The sequence below is a fragment of the Rickettsia endosymbiont of Hedychridium roseum genome, from assembly GCF_964028255.1.
GTDB lineage: Bacteria > Pseudomonadota > Alphaproteobacteria > Rickettsiales > Rickettsiaceae > Rickettsia > Rickettsia asembonensis.
The window spans coordinates 615,540-639,099 of sequence record NZ_OZ034753.1; the positions used below are offsets into that span (position 1 = coordinate 615,540).

A 23,560-nucleotide genomic window follows, 5' to 3' on the forward strand; every position below is an offset into this window, starting at 1 on the left:
ACCTAAGGATTCACTGCCAGCTTATATTTTAGATTTACAAGTTTTATATGACAATTAACACTACATTTAGCGTTTCTTGTAACTTTAGTAGATGAAGATTTTTTAGAGTTTTTAGCTAAAGTTTTACTTTGTGGTTTTTTTAGATTAATATTTTTTAGAAATTTCTCAGTTTCATTAGGTAAATATTCTATTTTTACTTTAGTTATACCTTGATTTTTAAATGCTAAAATTTCGGCTGCTTTTTGAGAAACATCTATTATACGATTTTTCTTAAAAGGACCTCTATCATTAACCATTAAAATTACTGATTTATTATTGGCTTTGTTGGTAACTTTAACTAAGCAAGGAAGCGGAAGAGTTTTATGTGCGGCAGTTAATAAATTTCTATTAAATCTATCACCGTTAGCTGTTTTTTTACCGTGAAAACCGTCTTTACGTCCCCCGTACCATGAAGCATAACCTGTTTCGGTAAAAGATTTAGGACTGTGAGGTTTGTAAGTCTTTCCTTTTATTTTATAATTTTTTCCAACTTTATAATGTCCTTTATAAGTTAGATTATGAGGATCATCCTTTGATAATTCTTTGTAAGAATATTTATGGGAATAAGGTAATCTTTTTGAGGTATTACAACCGCTTAGACAAAAAATCAATAAAAAAATTAATACAATAAGTTTATGGCGTCGTATCATCATCATGCTTATTAAAATTATCCATTATTTTAGCGTAACACACAACTTTTTCAACACCTTTTATTTTTGATGCAATAGAAGCAAGCTTTTCTAGCTCTTCTTCTGATCTTGCAACTCCAAATAAATAAACAATATTATCTATAGTTAGAATAGTATAATTAGCAAATTTAATGTCTTTTCTGACTAAGTTTTTAGCTTTAATTTGTGTGGTTATCATACTATCTTTAGTATATTGGGCTAAGTCAAAATGATTACTATTTTTATTTACTTTCAACTCATTAATAACTTCTTTTACGCCTTTTTGATTCCAAGCAATTTCTACGGCTTTTAACGCATCAGATTCTTTTTGAATATTTCCTGTTAATAATACTCTTCCTTGTGATACTTCAACCTTTATTTTAGCTCCTAAATCTCTAAAATTATTTTTTACTAAATCAGCTTTAATACCGGCAGAAATCCTTGAATCATTTAATGTTTCAGACATTGGTTGATCTTTTGAAGCAACAATTCCGGTAGTGGTTGCTGCAGTAAAAATAGCAGGTAAACAAGCAGATAGACTAAAAGAAAGAGCTATAAAAATTAGAACTCGTAACATCATAATAATAGTACCCTACGATTTTTAAAAGATTGTATTTGTTTAAGAATTAACTGTTTGTTTATGTCATTCCCTATAGTACCGGACCTTGTTGCGTACATACCGAGTCGTCATTGCGAGCGGGTGTTGTTGCGTGGATCAGTTTTACCTCTGTCATCCCGTGGTTTGACCACGGGATCCAGTTAAAAATACTAAAATTATTAGTATTTTTTATTGTTTTTATGGACCTAGTTAGCAAGCGAACTAGATGACACAGTAGGTTTTACCGGTCTACGCAATAATGCCACGCGGTAATGATATAGAGTAAAAATAGTAAGGTATTATATCTTACTATCCGGTAATTTATTCTTTAATAAAAGAGGTAATTGCAGTAAAATAAATATAAAAGTAATAGGTATTACACCGAATACTTTGAATTTTACCCATGTTCCATCTGAGAAATTACGCCAAACTATTTCATTAACTACAGCCATAAAAAAGAAAAAAGCCGCTGTTCTATAGCTTAAAGTTATCCAGCTTTCTTCTTTAAGACGTACTACACTCTCTAAAGCATATTTGATAAAAGGATTTTTTCTTATACCGCTCATGAGAAATATTATTCCAAAAATAACATATAATATAGTAGGTTTGATTTTTATATACATTGAATCGCCGCTAATTAAAGTAATGCTTCCCGAAACTAATAAAACAGTCGTAGAAATAATAGAAAGCTTGGATACTTTCTTATCGATAACATAACAAAGGGTAATACAAATAACAGAGGTAATAAGCATATAAATAGTAGCGTTTTGTATACCGCCTCCATAAAAAAAGCCTGCAAAAAATGCTATTACCGGACCAATTTCTGATAAAAGTTTTAACATATTTAATTTAATTGTTCTCTTTGATAAAATTAATTTGATTCATTTTTTTGTACTGATATTAAGTTATTTTTGGAATATCTTAATTTTATTTGTATGAAAATATTTATCAGTAATATAGTAGTAAAATAGGCAAGTACTTGTAGCCCGTTAGGTCTTGCAATATAACCGGTAACAATATTTAAGATTTTACCTATCATACTTCTATCTGCTACTAACCATGAACTATCCCAAAGTTGATCGGATAAAAACATAACTAGACCGGAAGAGGTTAAAATACCTGCAGCACTTGCTGCAAATCCGCCTGCTATTAGCATTAATAATACAGTAGAGATTTTAAAAATATATTTTTGATTAGCAATCTTAATTAAACCGAAATATATTACTAAACCAAGTAAGAAGCCACTTGTAGCACCTATTATCACTCCTTGCAAGTAAATACTGCTTGATATTGTTTCAACTGAAGATATGCTATATACTAAAATAATAATTTCTGCACCTTCTCGTAATATGGTAGTGGCAACTAAAAAAACCAACATGAAATAACTGGCGTTACCTTCATGAATTTTTACTGATAAGTCGTTTATATGTTGCTTTACTTTTATACCGTAACCTTGCATCCATATTATTGTCCAGCTAATCAGAATTGTTATTAGTATCATAATTCCGGAATCGAATAGCTCGTCGCCTATTCCGTCAAAAGATAAAGATAATTTACGGGTAAAAAATGCAAAAATCGAAGCAAATACTACTCCAAGCATTACTCCGGCAATAATATAAAGACGAGATTTTTCTATTTGTTTTGTTACGGCGAGTATTACACCAAGTAATAAGGATATTTCTAAACATTCACGAAACACTACTAAAGCAATTTTAAACATATTTTTTATCTAATCATTAACAATTATAATACCCTGAGCCGTATCTTGATGAAAATCCCCAAAAATTTCATATTTTCCGGGTTTAAGCGGTGCAAGTATAATATTTATTGACTCATTCGGCATAACTATTTTTTCACGATGTAAATCATGACTTTCAAACTCTTCTACTGTATCATCTTCATTATGAACAATTAACCTTATCTTAGTAGATTTTGGTACTTCAACTATATTCGGAACAAATTTATGATCTTTTATAGTTATCTTTACTTCTAATATATTATCATTTGTTTTATTATCGGAACTCTTATTTGTAGAGATATAAATAATTACTGCTAAAAATATCAAACCTACTAGTACAATAATATTTTTGTTTTTTTTAATAATTTCCATACTAAACTCCTAGCTTAATTAAAGTTTAAAGTAAGATTCTTATATACTCATTTAATTTGAGTTTTAAATTTTTAATAATTACAAAATTTATCCTGCAATTTTTATTAATGCTATAAGATATACAATTATTATCATTATGACAAGGATAGATAATAAAATATAATTTTTTTGTCTTTGAATTTTATTTTGTTTCATATTTATTTAATTTTGTTTAAAGTCTCCTAGTTCAAGCAAAAGATATTCATTTATCGGTAATGATTCATGAGAAATAATTTTATTTATGTTAGAACCTAAAGCTTTAAATGTTTTGCCTTCGGCAATAACACTGCGTGTTCCAACCGTTACTTTACCTTGCAAGGCGTAAGAAAAAATTAAAGGATATGTAATATCGCCGATTTTCATATCTATTTGTTGTCCTTTTTCTTTAGAATCATATAATATTTTACCGTTTGATAAGCGAGTAATTTTAGCGTTAAAGCTTACTTTTTCACCACATAATAAAGGAACACGATAAGCTATCTCATCATCATAAATTTTTACTTCATTATTTTTGACAAAATTTTGCGGTAATATGGATTTTAAAATTACATTAATTTTATAATTATAAGCATCATCGAAGATAATATTATTACTATTATTAACGGCGTATTTTGCCGGAATAATAGCTTCTCGTGCTTCTCCTACCATCATACCGATTATTACATTATCTAAGCCAAGCATTACAGGAGCAGAGCCTAAAGTAAAAGTTTTAGTATCTTCAGATATTAAAGTATTGTTCATATCTGATATTTGATAAAATACGGTAACTACATGTCCGCAAGAAGCGGGACCGAGATTACCGCTACCGAGCGTATTAATTTTGAACAGTGTTTTTACTAAATCCTTACGTACTTCAATAGTGTAATCATTAGGATTGATAGGTCCATTTAACGGTTGTAAAATATTTTCAAAAAATGCTTTCCCTTCTTCGGTTTTAAGAGCATTTATTACTATTTTTGAAACCGTACGTTCAAATAAATTACCGTTTAATGAAATAGGGTGTTCATTATTTATACTAGTTTGGTTTTCACCGTTAGATGAATTATTTGAAGCCATTTGCTCTATAGTTGTAGAATTATTGTTTTCTGGAGATATTTTTAACTTTACTATATTGTAAAGTATTAGGATTACAATTATTAAAGATAAAAATTTTTGCATATATACTCGTTTAATTTGAAAAATTGGCTGCAGCTATTTCAGAAAGCTCAATACAAGAGAATTTTACAGGACTCGCCTTTGCTCACGTATTATTATACGTTCCGCAGGCTTGCCTTGAAATTCATCTTGTCTAGAATTTTCTGAAATAAGCTGTATGTCGTATTATAAGTTCACGTAGTTTATCTACGTTCCGCTCCTTGCCTTATATACTCCTTGCTCTTTTCCAAATTAAACTTCGTCTATCCACTCTGTCATTTATCAGGAGTATATGTTTTAGTACAACAAAGTTTACTATAACAATCAATTACTTAATAATCAAATGAGAATAAAAATAATTTGATTAATAAAAATAATTGATTTAAATTTAGATGCAGAATTTTATAAATATAGTGGTGAAAAGTGAAAAAATTTATATTTTGTTTTTTATGTTTATGGACATTAAACATATTTGCTGCTTCTAAAACCTACCATAATAAGCTTAATCGTTGTAAAATTACTAGAAATATATTTAATGATTATGAACCGAAAGTTTTTGAGACTACTAATAATTTATTACGTAAAACAGGAAGATTATCAAAATTTTACGGTGAAAGGATATTAATTAAAGGAAAAATATTAGATCAAAATTGTGTTCCGGTTGCAGATGCTAAAGTTTATTTATGGCAAGTAGGAAGCGGAGGTAAATACCCTTATGAACCTTTAAAAACTAGAGTTGATAAAAGAAGATTTACAAGTAAAAGCGATTCAAGCTTTACCGGTTCCGGTATTGCTACTACTAATAATAAAGGAGAATATTACTTTATTAGCATGTTGCCTTATAAATCTTCTCGTTATTTGAGAAGTGCAAACATAAGAATAGAGCATCCCAGTCTTACTACTCTTGAAACACGCTTAGATTTATCTGATAAAAATATGTGTGATAATGAGTGCGGTGAAGTAAATCCGATATTGATCGAACCGCAAGAAAATATGCCGTCTTATTGTTTTGACTTAGTATTACAAGGTACGACACTGAAGAGGTATTAGAAGACTTTTGTCATCCCGCGGCTTGACCGCGGGATCCAGTCTTTTTTAATTTTTTTTAGATCCCGTGGTCAAGCCACGGGATGACAATATTGCCTCTTTCTGCGGTGCTTCTAAAGGTTTTTTTATACCACAACTACATAATGTAAGTGCTAATACGAATAAATAAAATGTTTTCATTACTATAAATTATTATATGACCTTAAGAAATTATAATAAATATCTTATATATATTATAGTGTTTTTATTATCTATAATAACCCCTATTCCTAAAATTTATGCTAAGCATCAGGATAAATTAGAATTTTTAAGAGGTTCAAGCGTACCTGATAATATAATTTTTTTTGATGAAGAAAAAAATCAATATTCTCTTGATCAGTTTGAAGGAAAGACTATATTGTTAGTGTTTTGGGCTACTTGGAGTGCTCCTTGTGTCAAAGAAATGCCTGACCTTGATATGTTACAAAAAGATTTTAGGAAATTACCTTTTTCAGTAATTCCAATTTCAGAAGATTATCAAGACATAAAAGTTGTTAAAGAATATTTTAAAAGTTATCAAATAAGATATTTGCCGATTTATCATGATTATAGAAATGAATTATTTAAAGCCTTAGGGGTTGTTAGTTTACCGACTAGTATATTAATAGACCCAAACGGCAAAATAGTAACTAGCTTTGTCGGCAATACAAATTGGTATGACGAAAAAGTTAGAGATACTATTTTATCTGCCATTCCCGGAAATTATCCTGAACCTAAAAATAGTTATAATGAGCAATCTCTGAATAAACCGGCTAAGCCTTTGCCGCCAATAAAAAAGGATATAATTAAAAACGAGCAGAATAATGAATGAAGTAAATAAATCAACTATGGCGAATGCAGAATTTGATCAGATAATAACCAAACGGCAGATAAGTAAATTAGATCAATTATTTGCTTCGGTTTTTGGTGATTCTAAAGAAGTGATTGCCGTTTTACGCCTTAGCGGTGTTATCGGTAAAGTAAGTACTATGCAATCGGGACTTACTTTAGAATCATTAAATGAACTAATAGAAAAAGCTTTTAAAATAAAGAAATTAAAAGCATTATGTTTAATTATTAATTCTCCCGGCGGTTCTCCGGTACAATCTGAACTTATTGCGAAACGTATTCGTGACCTTGCTAAAGAAAATAAAATAAAAATTTATAGTTTTATTGAAGATATGGCGGCTTCAGGTGGATATTGGCTTGCTTGCAGCGGTGACCGGATATATGCTTCTTATAGTTCGGTTATAGGTAGTATCGGAGTAGTGTCAAGCGGATTCGGATTCCATGAAGCGATTAATAAACTTGGAATAGAGCGTAGAGTTTATACGGAAGGAAAAAATAAAGCAATTTTAGATCCTTTTAAACCTATTAATAAAGAGGACCTTAAAATTATCAAAGATTTGCAAAAGCAGGTTTACGAGCATTTTGTAGAATATATAAAAACAAGAAGAGTAGGGAAGTTAACACAGCAAGACGAGATTTTATTTAACGGTGAATTTTGGGCAGGACAAACGGCTCTTGATTACGGCTTAATTGACGGCATAGGTGATATGTATAGCGTAATGAAAGAAAAATTCGGCGATAATATTAAGTTTCAATATCTGTGTGCTAAACAGCCTTGGCTTAAAAAGAAACTTGGCATGGGAAGTAAGATATTAACCGATAATCTTGCTAATTCTTTAATTGATGCAGTAGAAAATAAAATTATTAACGATAAATTTGATATAAGGTAGTATGACTATAACGCAAGTTAAAATTAAGAAATTAGAAAATTTTTCAGGTAGTTTGCCGGAATATGCTACAGAGCATAGTGCGGGGATGGATTTAATAGCCGCAAATGAGCAACCTATAACAATAAAAGCAGGTGAAATACAGCTAATTCCAACCGGCATCGCTATAGCATTACCTGACTCATTTGAAGCACAGATAAGACCTCGTTCGGGTCTTGCCGTTAAACACGGTATTACGGTTGCTAATTCACCAGGTACTATTGATGCAGATTATAGGGGCGAAATAAAGGTGATTCTTATTAATCTCGGTAAAGAAGATTTCGTTATAGAAAAAGGGATGCGAATTGCTCAGATGATAATTTCTAAGTACGAACGCATATTATGGGAAGAAAGTAGTAGCCTTACGGAAACGATGCGTGGTAGCGGCGGCTTCGGTTCTACGGGTGTTTGACAGTTGTCATCCTGTGGGGCATTGTTGTGTGGATCGGAAAATCCGTTCGGTGTCATACCGTGGCTTGACCACGGGATGACAACTGCAACAAATCATAAAACTTATGAAAATCACAATAAAATTATTAACTTCTATATTTTTATTAGCTTTGAACTGGATTCCGTGGTCAAGCTACGGGATGACAACTGGGGTAAATTCTGATTCTGTAGATAATGTTAAGCAAGTTTTTACCTATATCGATCAAAAAAATTGGTCACAAGCTGAAGATTTAGCTCTAGAGGTAAATAGTAAAGTTTTAACAAAAATTGTACTTTCTCAGAAATATTTAGATAATAAATATTCAGATAATAGTTTTGAACATGTAATAAGATTTTTACGCAATAACCCGGATTGGCCTCAAAACAAGCTGCTTGAAGAAAGAGTGGAAGAATATCTAAATAATAATACAAATAAAAAAGTAATTTTTGATTGGTTTAGTAAACATCCTCCTCTTACCGGCAAAGGTTATAAATTTTATGCGGCAGCTGCAAGTAGTTTAATCAAAGATCAGAAGATATTACTACCTATTATTAAAGAGGCTTGGGTATATGCCAATTTCACTCCTGAAGAAGAAAATGTATATTACAATAAGTGGCATAAATATTTAACTGCAAATGATCATTTAGAACGAATAGAAGAACATTTATGGAAAAATGATATTAGATCTGCTGAGCAGTCACTAAAATATGTAGATCAAGGTTACCGTAATTCTTTTAAAGTCCAAATTGCGATTATAGGTAAATCGCCAAATGCTGAAAAGCTTTTTAAAAGTGTTCCTGAAAAATACTATAGTTCTGGTTTATTATATCGTTATTTAGATTTTAAAAAAATGCAAAAGCCGACAAAGGAAGTTATTACTTTGTTTAAGAAAGCTAAAAATAACCGTAAACATTTTGCTAAATGGTGTCGTATTCAATCCTATTATGCTCGTGAATTCATCGATTACAAAGATTTTGCTAATAGCTATAGAATGGCAACGCTTCCTTTTGCTACTTGTCCTGAAACTATAAGGGAGCAGGAGTGGCTTGCGGGCTGGCTTTCTTTAAGCTTTTTAAAAAAGCCTGATCAAGCATTAGTACATTTTAATAAGTTTATCAAAGTTGTTAAAACCCCGATTAGTTTGGCACGTGGATTTTATTGGCTAGGTCGTACTTATGAAGCAAAAGGCGATAAGCAAACGGCTAGAAAATTTTACGAGCAGGCGGCCAAATATTCTTTTACCTTTTATGGGCAGGTAGCAAATATTGAATTAAATAGGACAAAATTAGTTTTACCTCCTATTCCCGTAATAACTTCTGAAGAAAGGAAAACTATAGAAAATAAAGAAATTATTAAAGCAATAAGGTTACTGGTTAAATATAATAAGAATAATTTAGCCATGATATATTCCAAAGCAGCGATTAAAAATACTAAAAATCCTGCAGAAATTCAAATAATTGCGAATATTATTAAAGCAAATAATAATACTAACCATATGGTTGAGGTAGCAAAAATTGCTGCCCAAAATAACGCTTTTATTCCGGATTGTGCTTTTCCAACGCCTTATAATCTAGGAGGTTTGCCTATCCCACCTCATCTAACTTATGGAATAATTAGACAAGAATCGGTCTTTGACCATAGGGCCGTGAGTTATGCAAATGCCATGGGGCTGATGCAACTTATTAAGGGTACTGCTTATGATACCGCAAAATCTATAAATATGAAATGTAATGTAGCAGATTTAACTAGGAATCCGGTATATAATATTAAACTTGGTTCGCATCATTTCAAAAAATTATTAGATGATCATAAAGGTTCTTATATTCTATCTATTGCTTCTTATAATGCCGGAAGTCATAACGTAGTAAAATGGATAGATAGGTTTGGTGATCCAAGGGATATAAAAGATACAAGAAAAGTTATTGACTGGATAGAACTTATACCTTATCGAGAAACAAGAGATTACGTTCAAAGAGTACTTGAAAATGTTCAGATTTATAGGGTAATCTTAAATAAGAATAGTAACTTGTACTTTAAGCGTGACTTACATGCTTGTGATATAGTAAAAAGTTAATTTTTATTAGTGTTTTATTTTGACATATAGTAATATATAAGTATGACATGGAAACTAATTAACAATATGAATTAAGGAGGAGAGTATGAAAAAATTAGAGCAACACTTTAAGAAACAGCGTAATGATACCGATACTCAATTAAAGAAATATAAAAAAGATCTTGATGTAATCGGCATTAGATATGACCATAAATCTGCACATGTTGAAGTTCCAAATCATGCTACCGGCGGGTTTGAATATTTTAAATGGGATTGGATGACAAGCACTACGAGTAGTCATTCAGAAATAGTACAAATATTTAAGAAAATAGTAAGAACTTTAAAAGAAGCTAAAAATAACCCAGCCCAGTATGAAAACTTAGTATCTAAATTGGATTCTAGTACCAAAAATGCACTTGATGTTAATATTAAGAAGCATAATATTATTGTACCGACACAAGACACTAATAAGGTAATATCAGGAATGCAAACATGGCTAGATACAAAAAGTCATATCCCTATGGACCTTAAACAAAAATTCTTAGAGTTAGGTTCTAATAATTTAGAACTATTCATAAAAGCTGCTTATAACAAATTTAACAATAAGTGGATAGTTAAAGAGTTTATTGATAATGCTGTAAAAACTGGAGAAGAAGGTAGAAAATATCTAGCCGATTGTGATTGTAGTTCAACTGACCAGCTATGGACTAAAATGGAAAATCTTAGAATAAGCGATGATTCAAATAAAGCTACAACCTCTCAGGCTTCATCAGAGAGTATAAATTCTAGTGACTTTAAAGGTAACACGTCAGATGAAGATTCCGATGATGATATAGAGGTTATATCACAATTACTAGAATCTAAAGTAACGCTTAATAATGGTAAAAAAATTGAAGTTAAGAAAATTATAGATGCAATATATAACCCACAAGATTTAGATTTTTATTTAAGGAAGTTAACTCCTGAAACCAATCAGTTTGTGAAAAAAGAAATAGCATTAAAATTAGCTTACGATTTATATAATGATTCTAAAGAGTTAAGCGTAGTAAGTGCTATATCTGAAACATTAGGTATTAGTGAGGAGTTCAATAATTACACTGACTTTAGCCTTGTACAATTAAGAAATGAAGAAGTTAATATTACGGGTGGTGAATATGTGGTTTATCCACGGTATGACATAGTAGGTTTACCTGTTCATATAACCTATCAATTATATTCATGATTCTTAAAAACTTATCTTTACTAATAATATTATTCTTTTCAATATCAGCTTTTTCTGCTGCTACTAACCTAAAAAATATCCCTATTACTGTTGTTGCTCCGGCAACAGGTGGTGATAATAAGACCTTATCGGATTTAAAAAATATTAATGGATTAAATTTACAAATTCCTTCTAAGTGTTTTGCTAAAGGTAAGCTACCCTTTCTTGCAAGTAGCGATGAAGTAAGATTTAATTGCCTGCGGGATACATTATTTGATGAGTCTGATAATGTAGTATGGAGTTTACGAGGCGGTTACGGTTCTGCTAGAATAATTCCCGATTTACTAAAGCTATCAAAACCAAATAAAGAGAAATTCTTTATAGGATATAGCGATATAACGGCGTTACATCTTTTTCTATCACAAGAATGGGGATGGAAAACTATTCACGGCAGTAATATAGCTGATTTATTAAAACCTGATAAAGAACAAAGTAATTTTACCAAGCTTGCTGAAATATTAAAAGGTAAGGTAAAGCAGGTTACTATAGATAATTTGAGTCCGCTTAACGATATAGCAAAATCAAGTGATCTTGTTAACGGTAAACTAACAGGCGGTAACTTAACTATGGTGCAGACTAGTATAGGAACGAGTTGGCAAATAAAGACTAAAGGCAAAATTCTTTTTTTAGAAGATGTGAATGTAGCTCCTTTTAGATTAGATCGTGAGCTTTTACACTTAAAGCAAGCAGGGTTACTTGAGGATGTTAAGGCTATAATATTCGGTTCATTCGGTAAAGATCTTGACGCCACAATGTTAGTGCTTCGTAATTTTGCAGATAATTTAAATATTCCGGTATTTAAAACAAATAGATTAGGTCATGAAAAAATTAATGATCCGATTATTTATAATACGAATAGTAAGATTATCATGGGGAAGAATAAAGGATTTAAGTTAGTGATGGGATTGTAAGATTCATTGTAAATTAATCAAAAAACCCGCTCGGTGTCATACCGTGATCAAGTCACGGGGTGACATCGACTCAAATGCAAATAATCACTATATTTTGATAAATTCAAATCATAAGAAAAAGACTTATTTGTAACGTAATATTCAAGTAATTTTATTAATCCTGCTTTATGTTTATTTAAAGTCTCGATACTTAAAGCTATTTCTGTTGTTTGCACATAAGGTTCGGTACTGGTTATTTTTACATAGGCAATGGTGATTGGATTCCCGCTTTCGCGGGAATGACATAAAAGAGGCTGGGAATGACATAAAAGGGACAGAGAACGACATTCCAGGAATCCGTTTTCTAGTAACATTAAACTTTCTATAATAAGTTGTGGAGAGAGTCCTAGTTCTATTTCTTTTTTAGTTGGGATAGTACCGGTTTTATAATCCAGTATAGTTATATTATTTGATTTACTTATTTCAATTCGGTCAGCTATACCGATTATTTTTATATCTTGACCTGCAATATTTAGTCGTAATTCCCCTTTAGTTTCAAAATAGATTTCTTTGCAGTTTTTTCGGCGTTCTATATCAAATAAAATAAAAGCTTTGCTGAAAGCCATTAGTTTTATTTGCCAAGTTTTTTTTGTGTAGTTTGGTAAAATAGTGCCATATAAAATATGATTACCGATATTTATTAAAGCATTTTGTTTATCAAGCAAATTTAAATTAATAAATTGTTTGTCGTAATTTTTAGAATATTCCTCTAAAACTTTATGAATAAAATTACCGAAATCCGATATTTTAGGCTCTTCCCATATATTATCTTTTTTACGTAGTCCAAGGATTTTCTTAGCATAAAACCCGTATGGGTTTCTTATTAATGTTTCTATGTCGGTTACTGATAAGATGCTTGGGAAAGAGAGGCTATGTGCTGTGGACTCGTCCCCTATGTAATCCTTCCTTATGTCATTCCCACGTAGGCGGGAATCCATGTCTAGGTGGATTCCTGCTTCCGCAGGAATGACATCCTGTAATTTCAAAAATAAATTACTCGGCACTGACAACTTACCATCATATTTTTTAGCGTTTAGTATAATTACTTGTTTATTTTGTAGAAATAAATTGAAGTAATCTGAATATAGAGTAGAGGCGGTTTCATTGTAATCTATATTTAGTATCTGCAAAGCTTTCTTGCTAAGCCATGGGTGAGATTTAGTGGTAGGTGTCCAGTTTTCACTATTAAAATGCGGTAATATAATTAAGTCGAATGCACATAATTCTAAATCTTCCGGTGGTGCTATAATAATATTGGCAGAGTCAGTATTTTTATAATATTTGATATTAGATAGTAAAAAAGAAAAAATTTTAGGAAAATCCTTTTTATCCGTTGAATTTATATATTTGCTATATGCAGTTAAATTTGTTAAAAACTCAACTAGTTCTGCTCCTCCTTCTTTTTCCCAAATAGTAGGCAAAAGTTTTTCAGCTATTTCTTTAGTTAAGGTCAGAATATCTAATATATTATGCGGGTTATCGGTAAATAAAATATCTATTAAGTTACGGCAATATTCTTTTGTATCCTCGTTAACAAATTGTAATTGCAATAAATATTTAGGCGAGGGTATAAAACGGTTTTTGTTAGATAGTATCATCTCTAACTTTTGTACGGCAGAGCAGTTAATTAAAGGATTTTTAAGTAATAAAAATAGGAGTTTTAAATCAAAATTATTACATAATATTTTAATAATGGAAGTTAGTAATTCACCTATATTAGTAAGCCTTAAGTCATTACCTAGTAGATCTTCGTATCTGTCTAAAAAATTACAATATACTCTTTTAAGCTTATTATTATCCGTAACGATTGCTATTCGTTTATCTTTATTACGGCTACATATATAAGCTATTTGTTTAGCCTCTTCATAAATATTTGCGGGTTCTAAATAAGATATATCGTTGCTAATCTGCTTTGAGCCAGGGTGATAGTGAACTATGTAGTCCTTTAAGTCTTCCTCAAATCTTTTAAAAAAAACATTAGGTTTGAATATTCCGGCAAGTATTATTTGCTTATTCCTATTCTTTATTCTTATTATTTCTTCTTGTAATAGCTTCAATTTATAAGCTGCTTTAGTAGACCTCTTCGGAAACTCTACTTCTAGGGGTAATTTGTACGTCGATCCGGTACTCGAATCCTCACGTATGTCTATATACGCTGCGGTTCTGCGTTCCGTGTCTCCTTCAAATTCCTCCCTAAATCCTCGTTTCTGAAGAGGTCTAGTTTGTTTTTGAGTAAACGATATTTCTTCTTGCCATCTTAAAAAGCAATATTCTAGAAATTTATAAATCTTTTGCCAATAGTTAGAATTGTTATAGACTTCAATTAATTTTATATCGATATTATTGATTATAAGATCATTAAATAATTTTCTTAGAATTTCTGCAGCTTTTAATGATTCATTTTTATTAAATTGTAAGTCTTTATATTCTGTAATTATTTTTGATATAATAAGAAGTTCTTCTATTTTAGATACATAATCCGAATCGGTTTTTTTTGAAATAAGAGAATTAAAAGGAATAATGATAGGTAATTTAATTTTATATTTATCGGTTAAAATCTTCTTTAATTCTAGGCATGAGAAATTATTAGGCAATATTATTTGAACTTCTGTACCTTTCTCTAATTTATCAATGATATACTCAGCAAATATCTCTAAATAAGCCATAAATATTTATTTTATGCTTAGTATAACACATTTATAAAATGAAACAAATATTGTTAAAAATCATAATTCATGATAATAATCCTTGATTATTAATTTTTATTAACTATTATGTGCATAAATCATTAACTAAAATTAAGGAATAAGGTAATGGAAAATAAATTTGAAAAAGTTTTTTTAAATAATAGCAAAGAAGATTTATTAGCACAGGCATCAGATAAAGGTGATATTGCTGAAGTTTTATTAATATTAGAAACAGATGAAATTGATATTAATTCATTAATAGCACATGATAATAAACATGTAAGCGGTGAATTATTTAAAGGTTATAAAACCACGGCTTTACATTGTGCTGCTTCTCAAGGTCATCATAAAATAGTGAAGTTATTAATTGAGCATGGGGCAAAGAGGGATATTGAAGACTCAAATAATTATACTGCTGCAGCTCGTGCAACTCTGTTTGGTCATTATGAAACGGTAGAGTTGTTGATTAACAAAGATGCTTCTGAACTTGGAAAATTGTTATTCCTTGCTGCAATTACTTAAAAATAGCTATATTATTAATTAAACATGGAGCAGATGTAAATTACATATATAACGATGAAGGGGCAAGTATATTAAATGAATTAGCATATTATGATTATGTAGAAATGTTAGAGTTATTCATTCAACACGGCGTAAATGTAAATCATGCTGAACTCTTATATGATGATGATACACGTACTCCATTAATAAAATCAATATTAACCAACTATTCGGATGATAATTACGATATTAACAAATTTACTCAATATTTACTTGAATATCCTAATACTATTATTACCAATGAGATAATACAACCTGTATTAGAATCATATATAAATGAAAGTATAATAAAAATAATAGCAGATATAACGAAATGTGAGATATTATATAAGCAATCTAATATAGAAGAATTACATAAATTTTTTCTAGAGTGTAGTTCAAAAGTACAAAATGTTTTTTTAAAGAGGCAAGAAAATAAATTTAGTCCAAAAATAGAATATTTTAAAGATAAAAATCATTTATATGATGAGTTAAAAAATCTAGAAAAATTTTCCTATAATAATCCTGCACTAAAAGCTTCAATTAATGATTTTATTACACTAAAAAATCTAGCATTATTAACAATTAAATCATTTGATAATTTCACTATTAAAAATACAGATATACCTAAATCGTTAATTGAAGATTTAGGTAATTGCGTTATCGTAGAAGACGAAGAATCTACAATAATGGGTGAGGTATAAATTCTACAGTTTAAATTATACTAGCTTTTACAAGTTCTTTAAATAATTCTAAATCTACTCCATTATCGTTAAGATATTCAGGATGCCATTGAACGCCGATAACAAATTTATGTTTCGTTGATTCAATGGTTTCAATTATGCCGTCTTCTGCTTTTGCAGATACGATAAGATTATTACCAAGTTGTTTAGCAGCCTGGTGATGAGTAGAATTAACCATAGTTTGTAGCTGATTATTAGCTATTTTAGCAAGTTTAGTATTTGCTTCTATATTAATTGCATGCGAAACTATGTTTTTAGGAGGAGGCTGTGTATGATTAATTACAGTAGACACCTTTCTGAACTCTACTTCTAGGGGTAATTTGTACGTCAATCCGGTACTCGCATCCTCACGTACACTTTTGTACGCTGCGGTGCTGCGTTCCGTGTTTCCTTCAAATTCCTCCCTATAAGCGAGTTCAGAAAGGTGTCTAATATAATCAGGAATATGTTTAATAAGCGTGCCCTTAAAAATAACGTTTAATAACTGCATACCTCGGCATATTCCTAAAACCGGAATATCTCTCTCTAATGCTTTCTTTAAAACTAATATCTCAAAATTATCACGTTCTTCATTATAAATTACTACATCTTCGGCGTATTCCGGTTCATAAAATTTAGGATGTATGTCCTCATCACCGCCTGGAATTACAACACCGTCAACAAGTTCCATAAGCTGATTTATTGTATCAGTTTGATAAGGTAATAATAGCGGTATACCACCGGCTGCAATAATTGCATCGGTATAGTTTCTTCGCAAGGCGTACCATGGAAAAGCAGCGTAAGTATATTTTTCACAATTTTGAGCTAAATCAGGTGTAACACCTATTATCGGTTTCTTTTTCATTTTGTTATCGTTTTATTATTTTTCTTTCAGCTATGTCATTCTTGCGTGGATTAAAAAATGTGTTCGGTGTCATACCGTAGCTTGACCACAGTATCCAGAAAAACAATTTAAAATACTAATATTAGTATTTTAAGCTGGACCCCGTGATCAAGTCACGGGGTGACAGCAGGGAAAATAATCCATGCAACAACATCTCCGTAGGAATGACATATAATATCACAAATTACCCCTCAATATGTGGTGGTGTTTCAAAAGTATGGAACGGTGGCGGTGAGGTAAGTGTCCACTCAAGCGTATCAGCACCGTCACCCCAAGGATTATTTGGACAATCTTTTCCATATTTTAAAGTATAGAAAACGATAAATACAAAATAAAGAGCAGCAAACATAGAGATACCTGCTCCTATCGACGAAACCATATTCCAACCAGCGAAAGCTTCGGGGTAGTCAGGTATTCTTCTTGGCATACCTGCGAGCCCTAAGAAATGCTGTGGGAAGAAAGTTAAATTAACGCCTATAAAGGTAATCCAAAAATGGATTTTGCCTAAAATTTCCGGGTATTGTTTACCGGATATTTTGCCGAACCAGTAGTAAAAGCCTGCAAATGCCGTAAATAAAGCACCGAGCGACATCGTATAATGGAAATGTGCAACAACATAGTAAGTATCGTGCAGTACCCTATCAAGTGCCGAATTTGATAGGATTATGCCAGTTACGCCGCCAATCGTGAATAATATAATAAATCCTATTGAAAATAGCATAGGAGTCGGGAATGTAATCGAGCCACCCCACATAGTCGCTATCCAACTAAATATTTTAATGCCCGTCGGAACTGCTATAATCATTGTTCCGGCAGTGAAATATATAAGTGCATTATAAGAAAGACCAACAGTAAACATATGGTGAGCCCATACGATAAACCCGACGAATCCGATTATTACCATAGCTCCGACCATTCCTTGATAGCCGAATATAGGTTTGCGTGAAAAAGTTGAGATAACCTGGCTAACTATACCAAAGCCCGGAAGTATTACGATATATACTTCAGGATGACCGAAAAACCAAAATAGATGCTGAAATAATACGGGATCACCGCCGCCGTCCGGTTTAAAGAAATTAGTTCCAAAGTTACGGTCGGTAAGCAGCATAGTTATAGCTCCGCCAAGTACCGGCATAGCTAAGATTATAAGGAATGCAGTAACTAATATAGACCAAACAAATAACGGCATCTTGAAAAGCCCCATGCCCGGAGCTCTCATATTAAAGATAGTAACAATTAAGTTAATTGACCCAAGGATTGACGATAGACCGGTTAAATGTAAGCTGAAAATAGCCATATCAACGGCTGCCCCCGGGTGACCGCTCAAATTACTTAAAGGAGGGTAGAGCGTCCAGCCCGTTCCCGGTCCGCCGTCAACAAAAGCCGAACCCATAAGTAAGAGAAAAGCAGGAACTAGTAGCCAAAAACTGATATTGTTAAGGCGTGGAAATGCCATATCGGGTGCCCCTATTAACAGAGGTACGAAATAGTTACCAAAACCACCGAACAAAGCCGGCATAATCATAAAGAATACCATAATAACCGCATGTGCGGTAATAAGCACGTTATATAGCTGGAAATCATGATTTAAGAAAGTGCCGCCGGGCATTGCAAGCTCTAACCTAAAGAGAAGAGAAAATAACCCTCCGACAATTCCGGCAAAAACGGCAAATATGATATACATAATGCCGATATCTTTATGATTGGTCGAAAAAAGCCACCGCCTCCAACCGTGAGGGGTATGGTGGTCATCGTGGTTTAGGTCGTTAGTAGTTATATCCATAATTATTATTCTGCTGCTTGTGTTAATCTTTTTAATCAAATTTAAAAATCAAAGTTATACTTAATTTTTTCCCTTTTAAGGTTATTTACATTTAATTTTAGTATTTTCTCAAGCTTTATTTGATTTTTTGGTTTGTTTTTAGCTATTACGTAATTTACAAATATTGATGATATTAAATGGATATAAGAATATTTTTTTAAAAATGTAATTGCTTTTATACGTAATTTCGGTATTACAATTGCTATATCCTGCAAAAGTGATTCAGCATATAGATATTCACATTTTGTTCCCATTCCCATAGAATAACTTAAATATTTTCTGATAAAAGGTAACACGGTCTTAAACTCTATTTTTCTGAACCTAAAGACTATATAGGTAAGTCCTTTAAAAGCTGCTATATTTATTTCCTCACTTTCATTCTTCTTAAGAAAATATAAACAAACTTCTAAAGATTCTTGATAATTTTTAGAATTCTGACAAAAACTTAAAATAAACTCTATTTTTTCTTCCTCATTATTTAGAGAATAGATTAAACCTTTATCGGTAAATATTTTTAATTTTTTACCAGTAAAAAAATCAAATCCATTTTCAACATATGCTAAGTAAATTTTTCTTTTTAGTCTTGGTACATAACCCTTAATATCTTTCAATAAACTAAAAGTTTCACCATAAACACGTTTATTATTGCTTTTCAAGATGGTAATATTAAATCCTCTTTAATATTATAAAATCTACGTACTAAAATACCTAAAGCTTGACAAGTTGCAGCTTGTGACAATTCTTCAGTATTTTTTAATTTTTCTTCAATATAAGCCATTCCTTCATCGTAATCTGCACAATGTCCCACATACAAAATATAAAAAAAAGCTTTTTTCCATTCAGGGTCATTAAGTACATCCGGTTGATTTCTATATTCTTCCTCACTCATTATCATATAATTAGTTAGCCGCTAATTTTGGATTCTCGCCATTCATGGCCGTCTTGTTCTTGCTTGCAATCCAATTGTCGAAATCCTCTTTGCTTACTACTTCTATAGCAATCGGCATGAAGCCGTGATTAATGCCGCAAAGCTCCGAGCATTGTCCGTAATATACACCTTTCTTGGCAACTCTTGTCCATGTTTCGTTAATTCTTCCAGGCACTGCATCTATTTTAAACCCAAGCGACGGAACGGCAAAGCTATGTATTACGTCACCTGCGGTAATGAGAAACCTTACGGTAGCATTTTCAGGTATAACAATACGATTATCAACATCTAATAATCTTTTCTGGTCAGGTTTTAGATTCTCATCAGAGATCATTACGCTATCAAATTCTAAATTATCATGATCAGGATATATATAATGCCAATACCATTGATACCCTACTACTTTAATAGTTAAATCCGTTTCGGGTATTTTTTCGGCATGACGCAATATTCTAAAAGACGGCACTGCAATAATAACTAAAATTATTATAGGTATTACAGTCCAAATTATTTCTATTAAAACATTATGTGAAAATTTTGCCGGTACTGGATTATTTTTTGCATTAAATCTGATACATACAAAGCCAAGTAATCCGGCAACGAATAAAACAATAGCTGTTGAGATATAAAGCAGAAAATTATGAAAATGATGTAATTCCTCCATAATCGGGCTTGCCGGCGGCTGGAACGTTACTTGCCAAGGTAACGGCTCGGAGGCAAAGCAATTACTACTAACAATCAAAAAACAAATTAAAGCAATAGACATCTTCCAAAACTTCGCTTCTAGAGGTAATTTATACATCGAGCCTAGATTCGCATCTGCATGATTGCTTATGTATGCTGCGGTGCGAGGTGAAGTGTCTCCTTTAAATTCCTCTCTATAAGCTGGTTTGGAAAGATGTCTAATAATATTTTTCATAGCACATATAAAGTTATTTCTATATATAATATAAATGTATATACAGTTTTATTAAAGTAAAAATCGATAAATTTTTGTAAAAACTACATATTTTTAATAATATTTGAGCTAGAAAGTGTGCCTATATTAGGATGTTGCAGTAAGTCAATAACTTCTATTACTTTCGCATTTATTAATTTTGCTTGAATTTGTTTATTTATTAACTGAGGATCGTGCTTTGTTACAGCGATTACAGAAGGACAAATATTTTGCACTAACCGAGCGTAATCATTAAAATCTTTTAGTTTAGGTAATATAAGTACTTTATCAACAAATGTGAAAGAACTTAAAATTTTTGCTCGTTGTAATTGATTATGAATAGGTTGACGTTTTTTATATTTATAAATCAAAACAACCGCCTACTAGAACTATTTTACTATTTATAGGACAGTTTTTATTTAAAGAAATATTCTCATAATATTCTATTTTGGGCAATTTGACAGCATTATGGTTAGATGAGCAGGACATAAGATTTATAAAAATTAATAGAAATAGGAAAAGTCTAGGCATAATCTTTCTCTATATAAGTTAATTTTCATTAATAAAAAATTAATAAAACAGAAATAAAACAAAATTTTACAATTTTCTATTGTAATTTGTTTGTATATAGTTCATATTATTATTAGTAATGAAAAATTGATTCAAATAATCTTCAGAGCAATTTTAATGAATGATACAGCACTATCTTATGATTTTAATGGCATATTACCATCATCTTTTATTAGTGCACGTCTCAGGAAAATTCTCACCTCTTCCTCCTTATTATTATTTATAGCATTAGTTGTTTTTGTCTCTTTTGCCGTTAATAATTATGTTAACGATACTTTATCCATAACTTTAGTACAACCTGATAGTAGTGAAGAAGAAACAATTTCATTTAAAGAAGTAGTAGTAAAAAAAGGCGATACTATAAAGTCAATTTTGATAGAACAACATATCCCTAAAAATGAAATAGAAAAAATTGTAAGTTTAATAAAAGAGGGAAAATTATCTTCTGCTCTTAAAATAGGGCAGCAAATTACTTTTGAATATGAAACAAAAATTACCGAAAACGAAGATGAAGATTTAACTTCAGAGGTAACATTCTTAAATAAAATCGTTATAATTATCGATAAGCTAAAAACTATTGAAGTAATTAGAGAAGGTGATAATTTTAAAGTTGAAGAAATTGTAATACCTTTAAGTAAAAAAGTTGCTAAATCGTCGGTAAGTATTGAATCAAATTTTATGTCAGCCCTTAAAAAACTAGGTTTATCGAATAATAGTATAATAGAGCTGATTAATGCTTATGCTTATCAAATCGATTTTCAGCGTCAAATAAAAAGCGGTGATACCGCAACCGTAATAACGGAAAAATACGTAACGGAAGACGGTAAATTTTCTCACCACGGTAAAATTCTATATGTTTCATTAAATCTTTCAGGGAAAGAATATAATATATATCGTTATTCTCATGACAATAATGCAAATAATCATGTATTTTTTTCCGAAGACGGTAAAAGCGTAAAAAGAAGCTTACTTAAAACTCCGCTAAAAGTTATAAAAGTTTCTTCACATTACGGTAATAGAAAGCATCCGATACTCGGTTATACTAAAATGCATAAAGGAGTTGACTTTGCAGCTCCAACCGGTACGCCTATATATTCCGCAGGAAACGGAGTTATAACGGAGATAGGTTGGAAGTCGGGTTATGGAAAATGTATTCAGGTAAAACATAGTGGTACGCTATCTACTGCTTATGCTCATGCTTCAAATTTTGCAAAAAATTTAAAAGTGGGAAGCATAGTAAAACAGGGGCAGGTTATAGCATATGTCGGGAGTACCGGCAGAGCTACAGGTCCACATTTGCATTATGAAGTTAAAATTGACGGCAAACATGTTAATCCTATGTCGGTTAAAACAACACCGGGTGTAGAATTAAACGGAAAAAATTTAGAGAAATTTAAACAATTTAAAAAAGAAATAAAAACTTTAAATGTTAAGCTTGATAAGGAATTGCAAGTCGGTAAAGCAGTTGAAACTTCTTTGTAGTATCGTTTATTACTAGGCATCTATGTCATTCCCGCGAAAGCGGGAATGACATAAGGGCCATCTATTCATTACTCATTTACAAAACATCTATGTTCCTACTCCTAAAAAAACTATATATAACATTTGCTCGTAGTAGTCGTATAATAATAACCTTAGTGATTATTGATCAGTTAAGTAAATGGTGGTTTATTGATAATTTGAGATGGAAACCAGGCTTAATGCTCAAGGTTACTTCTTTCTTAAATATGGTTTATACTTGGAATTACGGTATTAGTTTTGGTCTAATGCGTGAATATTATCAATATAGCAATGCTGTTTTTTTAATAACTAACACGCTTATTGTCTGTTATTTATATTATTTGATGATACGTTCAAAAACAATAGGGAGTTTTGCAGGTTATAGCTTTGTAATCGGCGGAGCTGTTGGTAATCTAATTGATAGATTTTTTAGAGGAGCAGTTTTTGACTTCATCCATTTTCATTATCAGAATTATAGCTTCCCCGTATTTAATTTAGCTGATTGCTTTATTACAATAGGAGTAATTATCTTAATAGAAGATTATTATAGTACTAAAAAAGTTATTGAAGAAAAGGCTAAAGGGAATTATGATAATGCTCAAATTGAAGCTATGGCTGAAAAAATTCGTAACACCGGTCATAACGGTGACAATAGACCTCTTGCATAACCTATCTTATAAAGAGGAATTTGAAGGAAACACGGAACGCAGCACCGCAGCGTATATAGACATACGTGAGGATGCGAGTACCGGATTGACGTACAAATTACCTTTAGAAGGAGGTTATGCAAGAGGTCTAATAAAATATAATTTTAATTAAAGGTGTATT

26 protein-coding genes and 2 pseudogenes are annotated in these 23,560 nt (G+C 31.2%); 13 read left to right on the top strand and 15 right to left on the bottom strand.

The annotated features are described in order from the left end of the window. Positions 1-2: 2 nt before the first annotated feature. From AC5587_RS03575 to AC5587_RS03605, 7 genes and pseudogenes are all read right to left on the bottom strand, one after another. The gene (locus tag AC5587_RS03575; RefSeq protein WP_485441287.1) at positions 3-650 is read right to left on the bottom strand and encodes a septal ring lytic transglycosylase RlpA family protein; all 648 of its coding nucleotides are present in this window, start codon (positions 648-650) and stop codon (positions 3-5) included. Between the two features lie 22 nt (positions 651-672). Then, positions 673-1,287, bottom strand: a complete 615-nt coding sequence (locus AC5587_RS03580) for a BON domain-containing protein (RefSeq protein WP_202069949.1) — start codon at positions 1,285-1,287, stop codon at positions 673-675. A 91-nt stretch (positions 1,288-1,378) separates the two neighbouring features. After that, positions 1,379-1,595: pseudogene (locus AC5587_RS03585) on the bottom strand (hypothetical protein); the annotation flags it as partial. 9 nt (positions 1,596-1,604) lie between these two features. After that, entirely contained in the window at positions 1,605-2,147 is a 543-nt protein-coding gene (locus tag AC5587_RS03590) for a septation protein A (RefSeq protein ID WP_499162877.1), read from the bottom strand. A gap of 29 nt (positions 2,148-2,176) precedes the next feature. Next, positions 2,177-3,025, bottom strand: coding sequence for an FTR1 family protein (locus tag AC5587_RS03595; protein ID WP_499162878.1), 849 nt, complete (start codon positions 3,023-3,025; stop codon positions 2,177-2,179). A 9-nt stretch (positions 3,026-3,034) separates the two neighbouring features. Further along, positions 3,035-3,415, bottom strand: coding sequence for a cupredoxin domain-containing protein (locus AC5587_RS03600; protein ID WP_410526524.1), 381 nt, complete (start codon positions 3,413-3,415; stop codon positions 3,035-3,037). 201 nt (positions 3,416-3,616) lie between these two features. Further along, positions 3,617-4,612, bottom strand: a complete 996-nt coding sequence (locus AC5587_RS03605) for an FKBP-type peptidyl-prolyl cis-trans isomerase (protein WP_499162879.1) — start codon at positions 4,610-4,612, stop codon at positions 3,617-3,619. Positions 4,613-5,011: 399 nt separating this feature from the next. On the opposite strand from AC5587_RS03605, the gene AC5587_RS03610 reads away from it, so the two are divergent. Beyond that, on the top strand, positions 5,012-5,638 hold the full coding sequence (locus tag AC5587_RS03610) for a dioxygenase family protein (RefSeq protein WP_499162880.1): 627 nt from the start codon (positions 5,012-5,014) through the stop codon (positions 5,636-5,638). A gap of 45 nt (positions 5,639-5,683) precedes the next feature. Here the strand turns inward: AC5587_RS03610 and AC5587_RS03615 are convergent, their stop codons facing one another. Continuing rightward, on the bottom strand, positions 5,684-5,815 hold the full coding sequence (locus AC5587_RS03615; protein WP_410526522.1) for a hypothetical protein: 132 nt from the start codon (positions 5,813-5,815) through the stop codon (positions 5,684-5,686). A gap of 16 nt (positions 5,816-5,831) precedes the next feature. Between AC5587_RS03615 and AC5587_RS03620 the strand changes: the two genes are divergently transcribed. From AC5587_RS03620 to AC5587_RS03650, 7 genes are all read left to right on the top strand, one after another. Further along, complete coding sequence (locus AC5587_RS03620; protein WP_410526521.1) at positions 5,832-6,485, top strand: TlpA disulfide reductase family protein; 654 nt, start codon at positions 5,832-5,834, stop codon at positions 6,483-6,485. Continuing rightward, the gene (locus AC5587_RS03625) at positions 6,478-7,392 is read left to right on the top strand and encodes a S49 family peptidase (RefSeq protein ID WP_499162881.1); all 915 of its coding nucleotides are present in this window, start codon (positions 6,478-6,480) and stop codon (positions 7,390-7,392) included. The genes AC5587_RS03620 and AC5587_RS03625 overlap by 8 nt, the downstream gene beginning before the upstream one ends. A 1-nt stretch (position 7,393) precedes the next feature. Continuing rightward, complete coding sequence (dut, locus tag AC5587_RS03630; protein WP_410526519.1) at positions 7,394-7,840, top strand: dUTP diphosphatase; 447 nt, start codon at positions 7,394-7,396, stop codon at positions 7,838-7,840. Between the two features lie 21 nt (positions 7,841-7,861). Beyond that, a complete protein-coding gene (locus AC5587_RS03635; protein WP_499162882.1) occupies positions 7,862-8,041 on the top strand; it encodes a hypothetical protein in 180 nt (59 codons plus the stop codon). Continuing rightward, positions 7,989-9,932: a lytic transglycosylase domain-containing protein gene (locus AC5587_RS03640; RefSeq protein WP_499162883.1), complete on the top strand. Its 1,944-nt coding sequence runs from the start codon at positions 7,989-7,991 to the stop codon at positions 9,930-9,932. Before AC5587_RS03635 ends, AC5587_RS03640 begins: the two co-directional genes overlap by 53 nt. Before the next feature lie 85 nt (positions 9,933-10,017). Beyond that, positions 10,018-11,133, top strand: a complete 1,116-nt coding sequence (gene srfF / locus AC5587_RS03645) for an SrfF family effector protein (protein ID WP_499162884.1) — start codon at positions 10,018-10,020, stop codon at positions 11,131-11,133. After that, on the top strand, positions 11,130-12,083 hold the full coding sequence (locus AC5587_RS03650) for an LD-carboxypeptidase (RefSeq protein WP_499162885.1): 954 nt from the start codon (positions 11,130-11,132) through the stop codon (positions 12,081-12,083). The genes srfF and AC5587_RS03650 overlap by 4 nt, the downstream gene beginning before the upstream one ends. A gap of 47 nt (positions 12,084-12,130) precedes the next feature. Here the strand turns inward: AC5587_RS03650 and AC5587_RS03655 are convergent, their stop codons facing one another. Next, positions 12,131-14,788 (bottom strand): palindromic element RPE1 domain-containing protein, encoded by a 2,658-nt coding sequence (locus AC5587_RS03655; protein WP_499162886.1) that lies wholly within the window; start codon positions 14,786-14,788, stop codon positions 12,131-12,133. A 147-nt stretch (positions 14,789-14,935) separates the two neighbouring features. Between AC5587_RS03655 and AC5587_RS03660 the strand changes: the two genes are divergently transcribed. Then, entirely contained in the window at positions 14,936-15,331 is a 396-nt protein-coding gene (locus AC5587_RS03660) for an ankyrin repeat domain-containing protein (RefSeq protein ID WP_499162887.1), read from the top strand. A 104-nt stretch (positions 15,332-15,435) separates the two neighbouring features. Next, a complete protein-coding gene (locus AC5587_RS03665; protein ID WP_499162888.1) occupies positions 15,436-16,053 on the top strand; it encodes a hypothetical protein in 618 nt (205 codons plus the stop codon). Between the two features lie 10 nt (positions 16,054-16,063). Here the strand turns inward: AC5587_RS03665 and AC5587_RS03670 are convergent, their stop codons facing one another. From AC5587_RS03670 to AC5587_RS03695, 6 genes and pseudogenes are all read right to left on the bottom strand, one after another. Beyond that, entirely contained in the window at positions 16,064-16,936 is an 873-nt protein-coding gene (locus AC5587_RS03670; RefSeq protein ID WP_499162889.1) for a gamma-glutamyl-gamma-aminobutyrate hydrolase family protein, read from the bottom strand. Positions 16,937-17,159: 223 nt separating this feature from the next. Then, positions 17,160-18,758, bottom strand: a complete 1,599-nt coding sequence (ctaD, locus tag AC5587_RS03675) for a cytochrome c oxidase subunit I (protein ID WP_499162890.1) — start codon at positions 18,756-18,758, stop codon at positions 17,160-17,162. A 41-nt stretch (positions 18,759-18,799) separates the two neighbouring features. Further along, positions 18,800-19,408 carry a hypothetical protein gene (locus AC5587_RS03680; protein WP_499162891.1) on the bottom strand — a complete coding sequence of 203 codons (609 nt, stop codon included), beginning with the start codon at positions 19,406-19,408 and terminating at the stop codon, positions 18,800-18,802. A gap of 41 nt (positions 19,409-19,449) precedes the next feature. Beyond that, on the bottom strand, positions 19,450-19,692 hold the full coding sequence (locus AC5587_RS03685; RefSeq protein ID WP_499162892.1) for a hypothetical protein: 243 nt from the start codon (positions 19,690-19,692) through the stop codon (positions 19,450-19,452). Positions 19,693-19,696: 4 nt separating this feature from the next. Next, positions 19,697-20,644, bottom strand: coding sequence for a cytochrome c oxidase subunit II (coxB, locus tag AC5587_RS03690; protein ID WP_499162893.1), 948 nt, complete (start codon positions 20,642-20,644; stop codon positions 19,697-19,699). A gap of 83 nt (positions 20,645-20,727) precedes the next feature. Further along, a pseudogene (locus AC5587_RS03695) lies at positions 20,728-21,151 on the bottom strand (adenylyltransferase/cytidyltransferase family protein). Positions 21,152-21,349: 198 nt separating this feature from the next. Between AC5587_RS03695 and AC5587_RS03700 the strand changes: the two are divergent. The 3 genes from AC5587_RS03700 (at position 21,350) to AC5587_RS03710 (ending at position 23,551) form a co-directional block, all read left to right on the top strand. Beyond that, positions 21,350-22,714, top strand: a complete 1,365-nt coding sequence (locus AC5587_RS03700; RefSeq protein ID WP_499162894.1) for a M23 family metallopeptidase — start codon at positions 21,350-21,352, stop codon at positions 22,712-22,714. An 89-nt stretch (positions 22,715-22,803) separates the two neighbouring features. Then, on the top strand, positions 22,804-23,400 hold the full coding sequence (gene lspA, locus AC5587_RS03705) for a signal peptidase II (protein WP_410526506.1): 597 nt from the start codon (positions 22,804-22,806) through the stop codon (positions 23,398-23,400). Then, on the top strand, positions 23,393-23,551 hold the full coding sequence (locus tag AC5587_RS03710; protein WP_410526505.1) for a palindromic element RPE1 domain-containing protein: 159 nt from the start codon (positions 23,393-23,395) through the stop codon (positions 23,549-23,551). The genes lspA and AC5587_RS03710 overlap by 8 nt, the downstream gene beginning before the upstream one ends. Positions 23,552-23,560: the final 9 nt, after the last annotated feature.

Bases quoted from the DNA above. Each gene is read 5' to 3' on its own strand.
- AC5587_RS03580 (WP_202069949.1), bottom strand. From the start codon at position 1,287: ATGATGTTACGAGTTCTAATTTTTATAGCTCTTTCTTTTAGTCTATCT.
- AC5587_RS03590 (WP_499162877.1), bottom strand. From the start codon at position 2,147: ATGTTAAAACTTTTATCAGAAATTGGTCCGGTAATAGCATTTTTTGCA.
- AC5587_RS03595 (WP_499162878.1), bottom strand. From the start codon at position 3,025: ATGTTTAAAATTGCTTTAGTAGTGTTTCGTGAATGTTTAGAAATATCC.
- AC5587_RS03600 (WP_410526524.1), bottom strand. From the start codon at position 3,415: ATGGAAATTATTAAAAAAAACAAAAATATTATTGTACTAGTAGGTTTG.
- AC5587_RS03605 (WP_499162879.1), bottom strand. From the start codon at position 4,612: ATGCAAAAATTTTTATCTTTAATAATTGTAATCCTAATACTTTACAAT.
- AC5587_RS03615 (WP_410526522.1), bottom strand. From the start codon at position 5,815: ATGAAAACATTTTATTTATTCGTATTAGCACTTACATTATGTAGTTGT.
- AC5587_RS03620 (WP_410526521.1), top strand. From the start codon at position 5,832: ATGACCTTAAGAAATTATAATAAATATCTTATATATATTATAGTGTTT.
- AC5587_RS03625 (WP_499162881.1), top strand. From the start codon at position 6,478: ATGAATGAAGTAAATAAATCAACTATGGCGAATGCAGAATTTGATCAG.
- dut (WP_410526519.1), top strand. From the start codon at position 7,394: ATGACTATAACGCAAGTTAAAATTAAGAAATTAGAAAATTTTTCAGGT.
- srfF (WP_499162884.1), top strand. From the start codon at position 10,018: ATGAAAAAATTAGAGCAACACTTTAAGAAACAGCGTAATGATACCGAT.
- AC5587_RS03650 (WP_499162885.1), top strand. From the start codon at position 11,130: ATGATTCTTAAAAACTTATCTTTACTAATAATATTATTCTTTTCAATA.
- AC5587_RS03655 (WP_499162886.1), bottom strand. From the start codon at position 14,788: ATGGCTTATTTAGAGATATTTGCTGAGTATATCATTGATAAATTAGAG.
- AC5587_RS03660 (WP_499162887.1), top strand. From the start codon at position 14,936: ATGGAAAATAAATTTGAAAAAGTTTTTTTAAATAATAGCAAAGAAGAT.
- AC5587_RS03665 (WP_499162888.1), top strand. From the start codon at position 15,436: ATGTTAGAGTTATTCATTCAACACGGCGTAAATGTAAATCATGCTGAA.
- AC5587_RS03670 (WP_499162889.1), bottom strand. From the start codon at position 16,936: ATGAAAAAGAAACCGATAATAGGTGTTACACCTGATTTAGCTCAAAAT.
- ctaD (WP_499162890.1), bottom strand. From the start codon at position 18,758: ATGGATATAACTACTAACGACCTAAACCACGATGACCACCATACCCCT.
- AC5587_RS03685 (WP_499162892.1), bottom strand. From the start codon at position 19,692: ATGATAATGAGTGAGGAAGAATATAGAAATCAACCGGATGTACTTAAT.
- coxB (WP_499162893.1), bottom strand. From the start codon at position 20,644: ATGAAAAATATTATTAGACATCTTTCCAAACCAGCTTATAGAGAGGAA.
- AC5587_RS03700 (WP_499162894.1), top strand. From the start codon at position 21,350: ATGAATGATACAGCACTATCTTATGATTTTAATGGCATATTACCATCA.
- lspA (WP_410526506.1), top strand. From the start codon at position 22,804: ATGTTCCTACTCCTAAAAAAACTATATATAACATTTGCTCGTAGTAGT.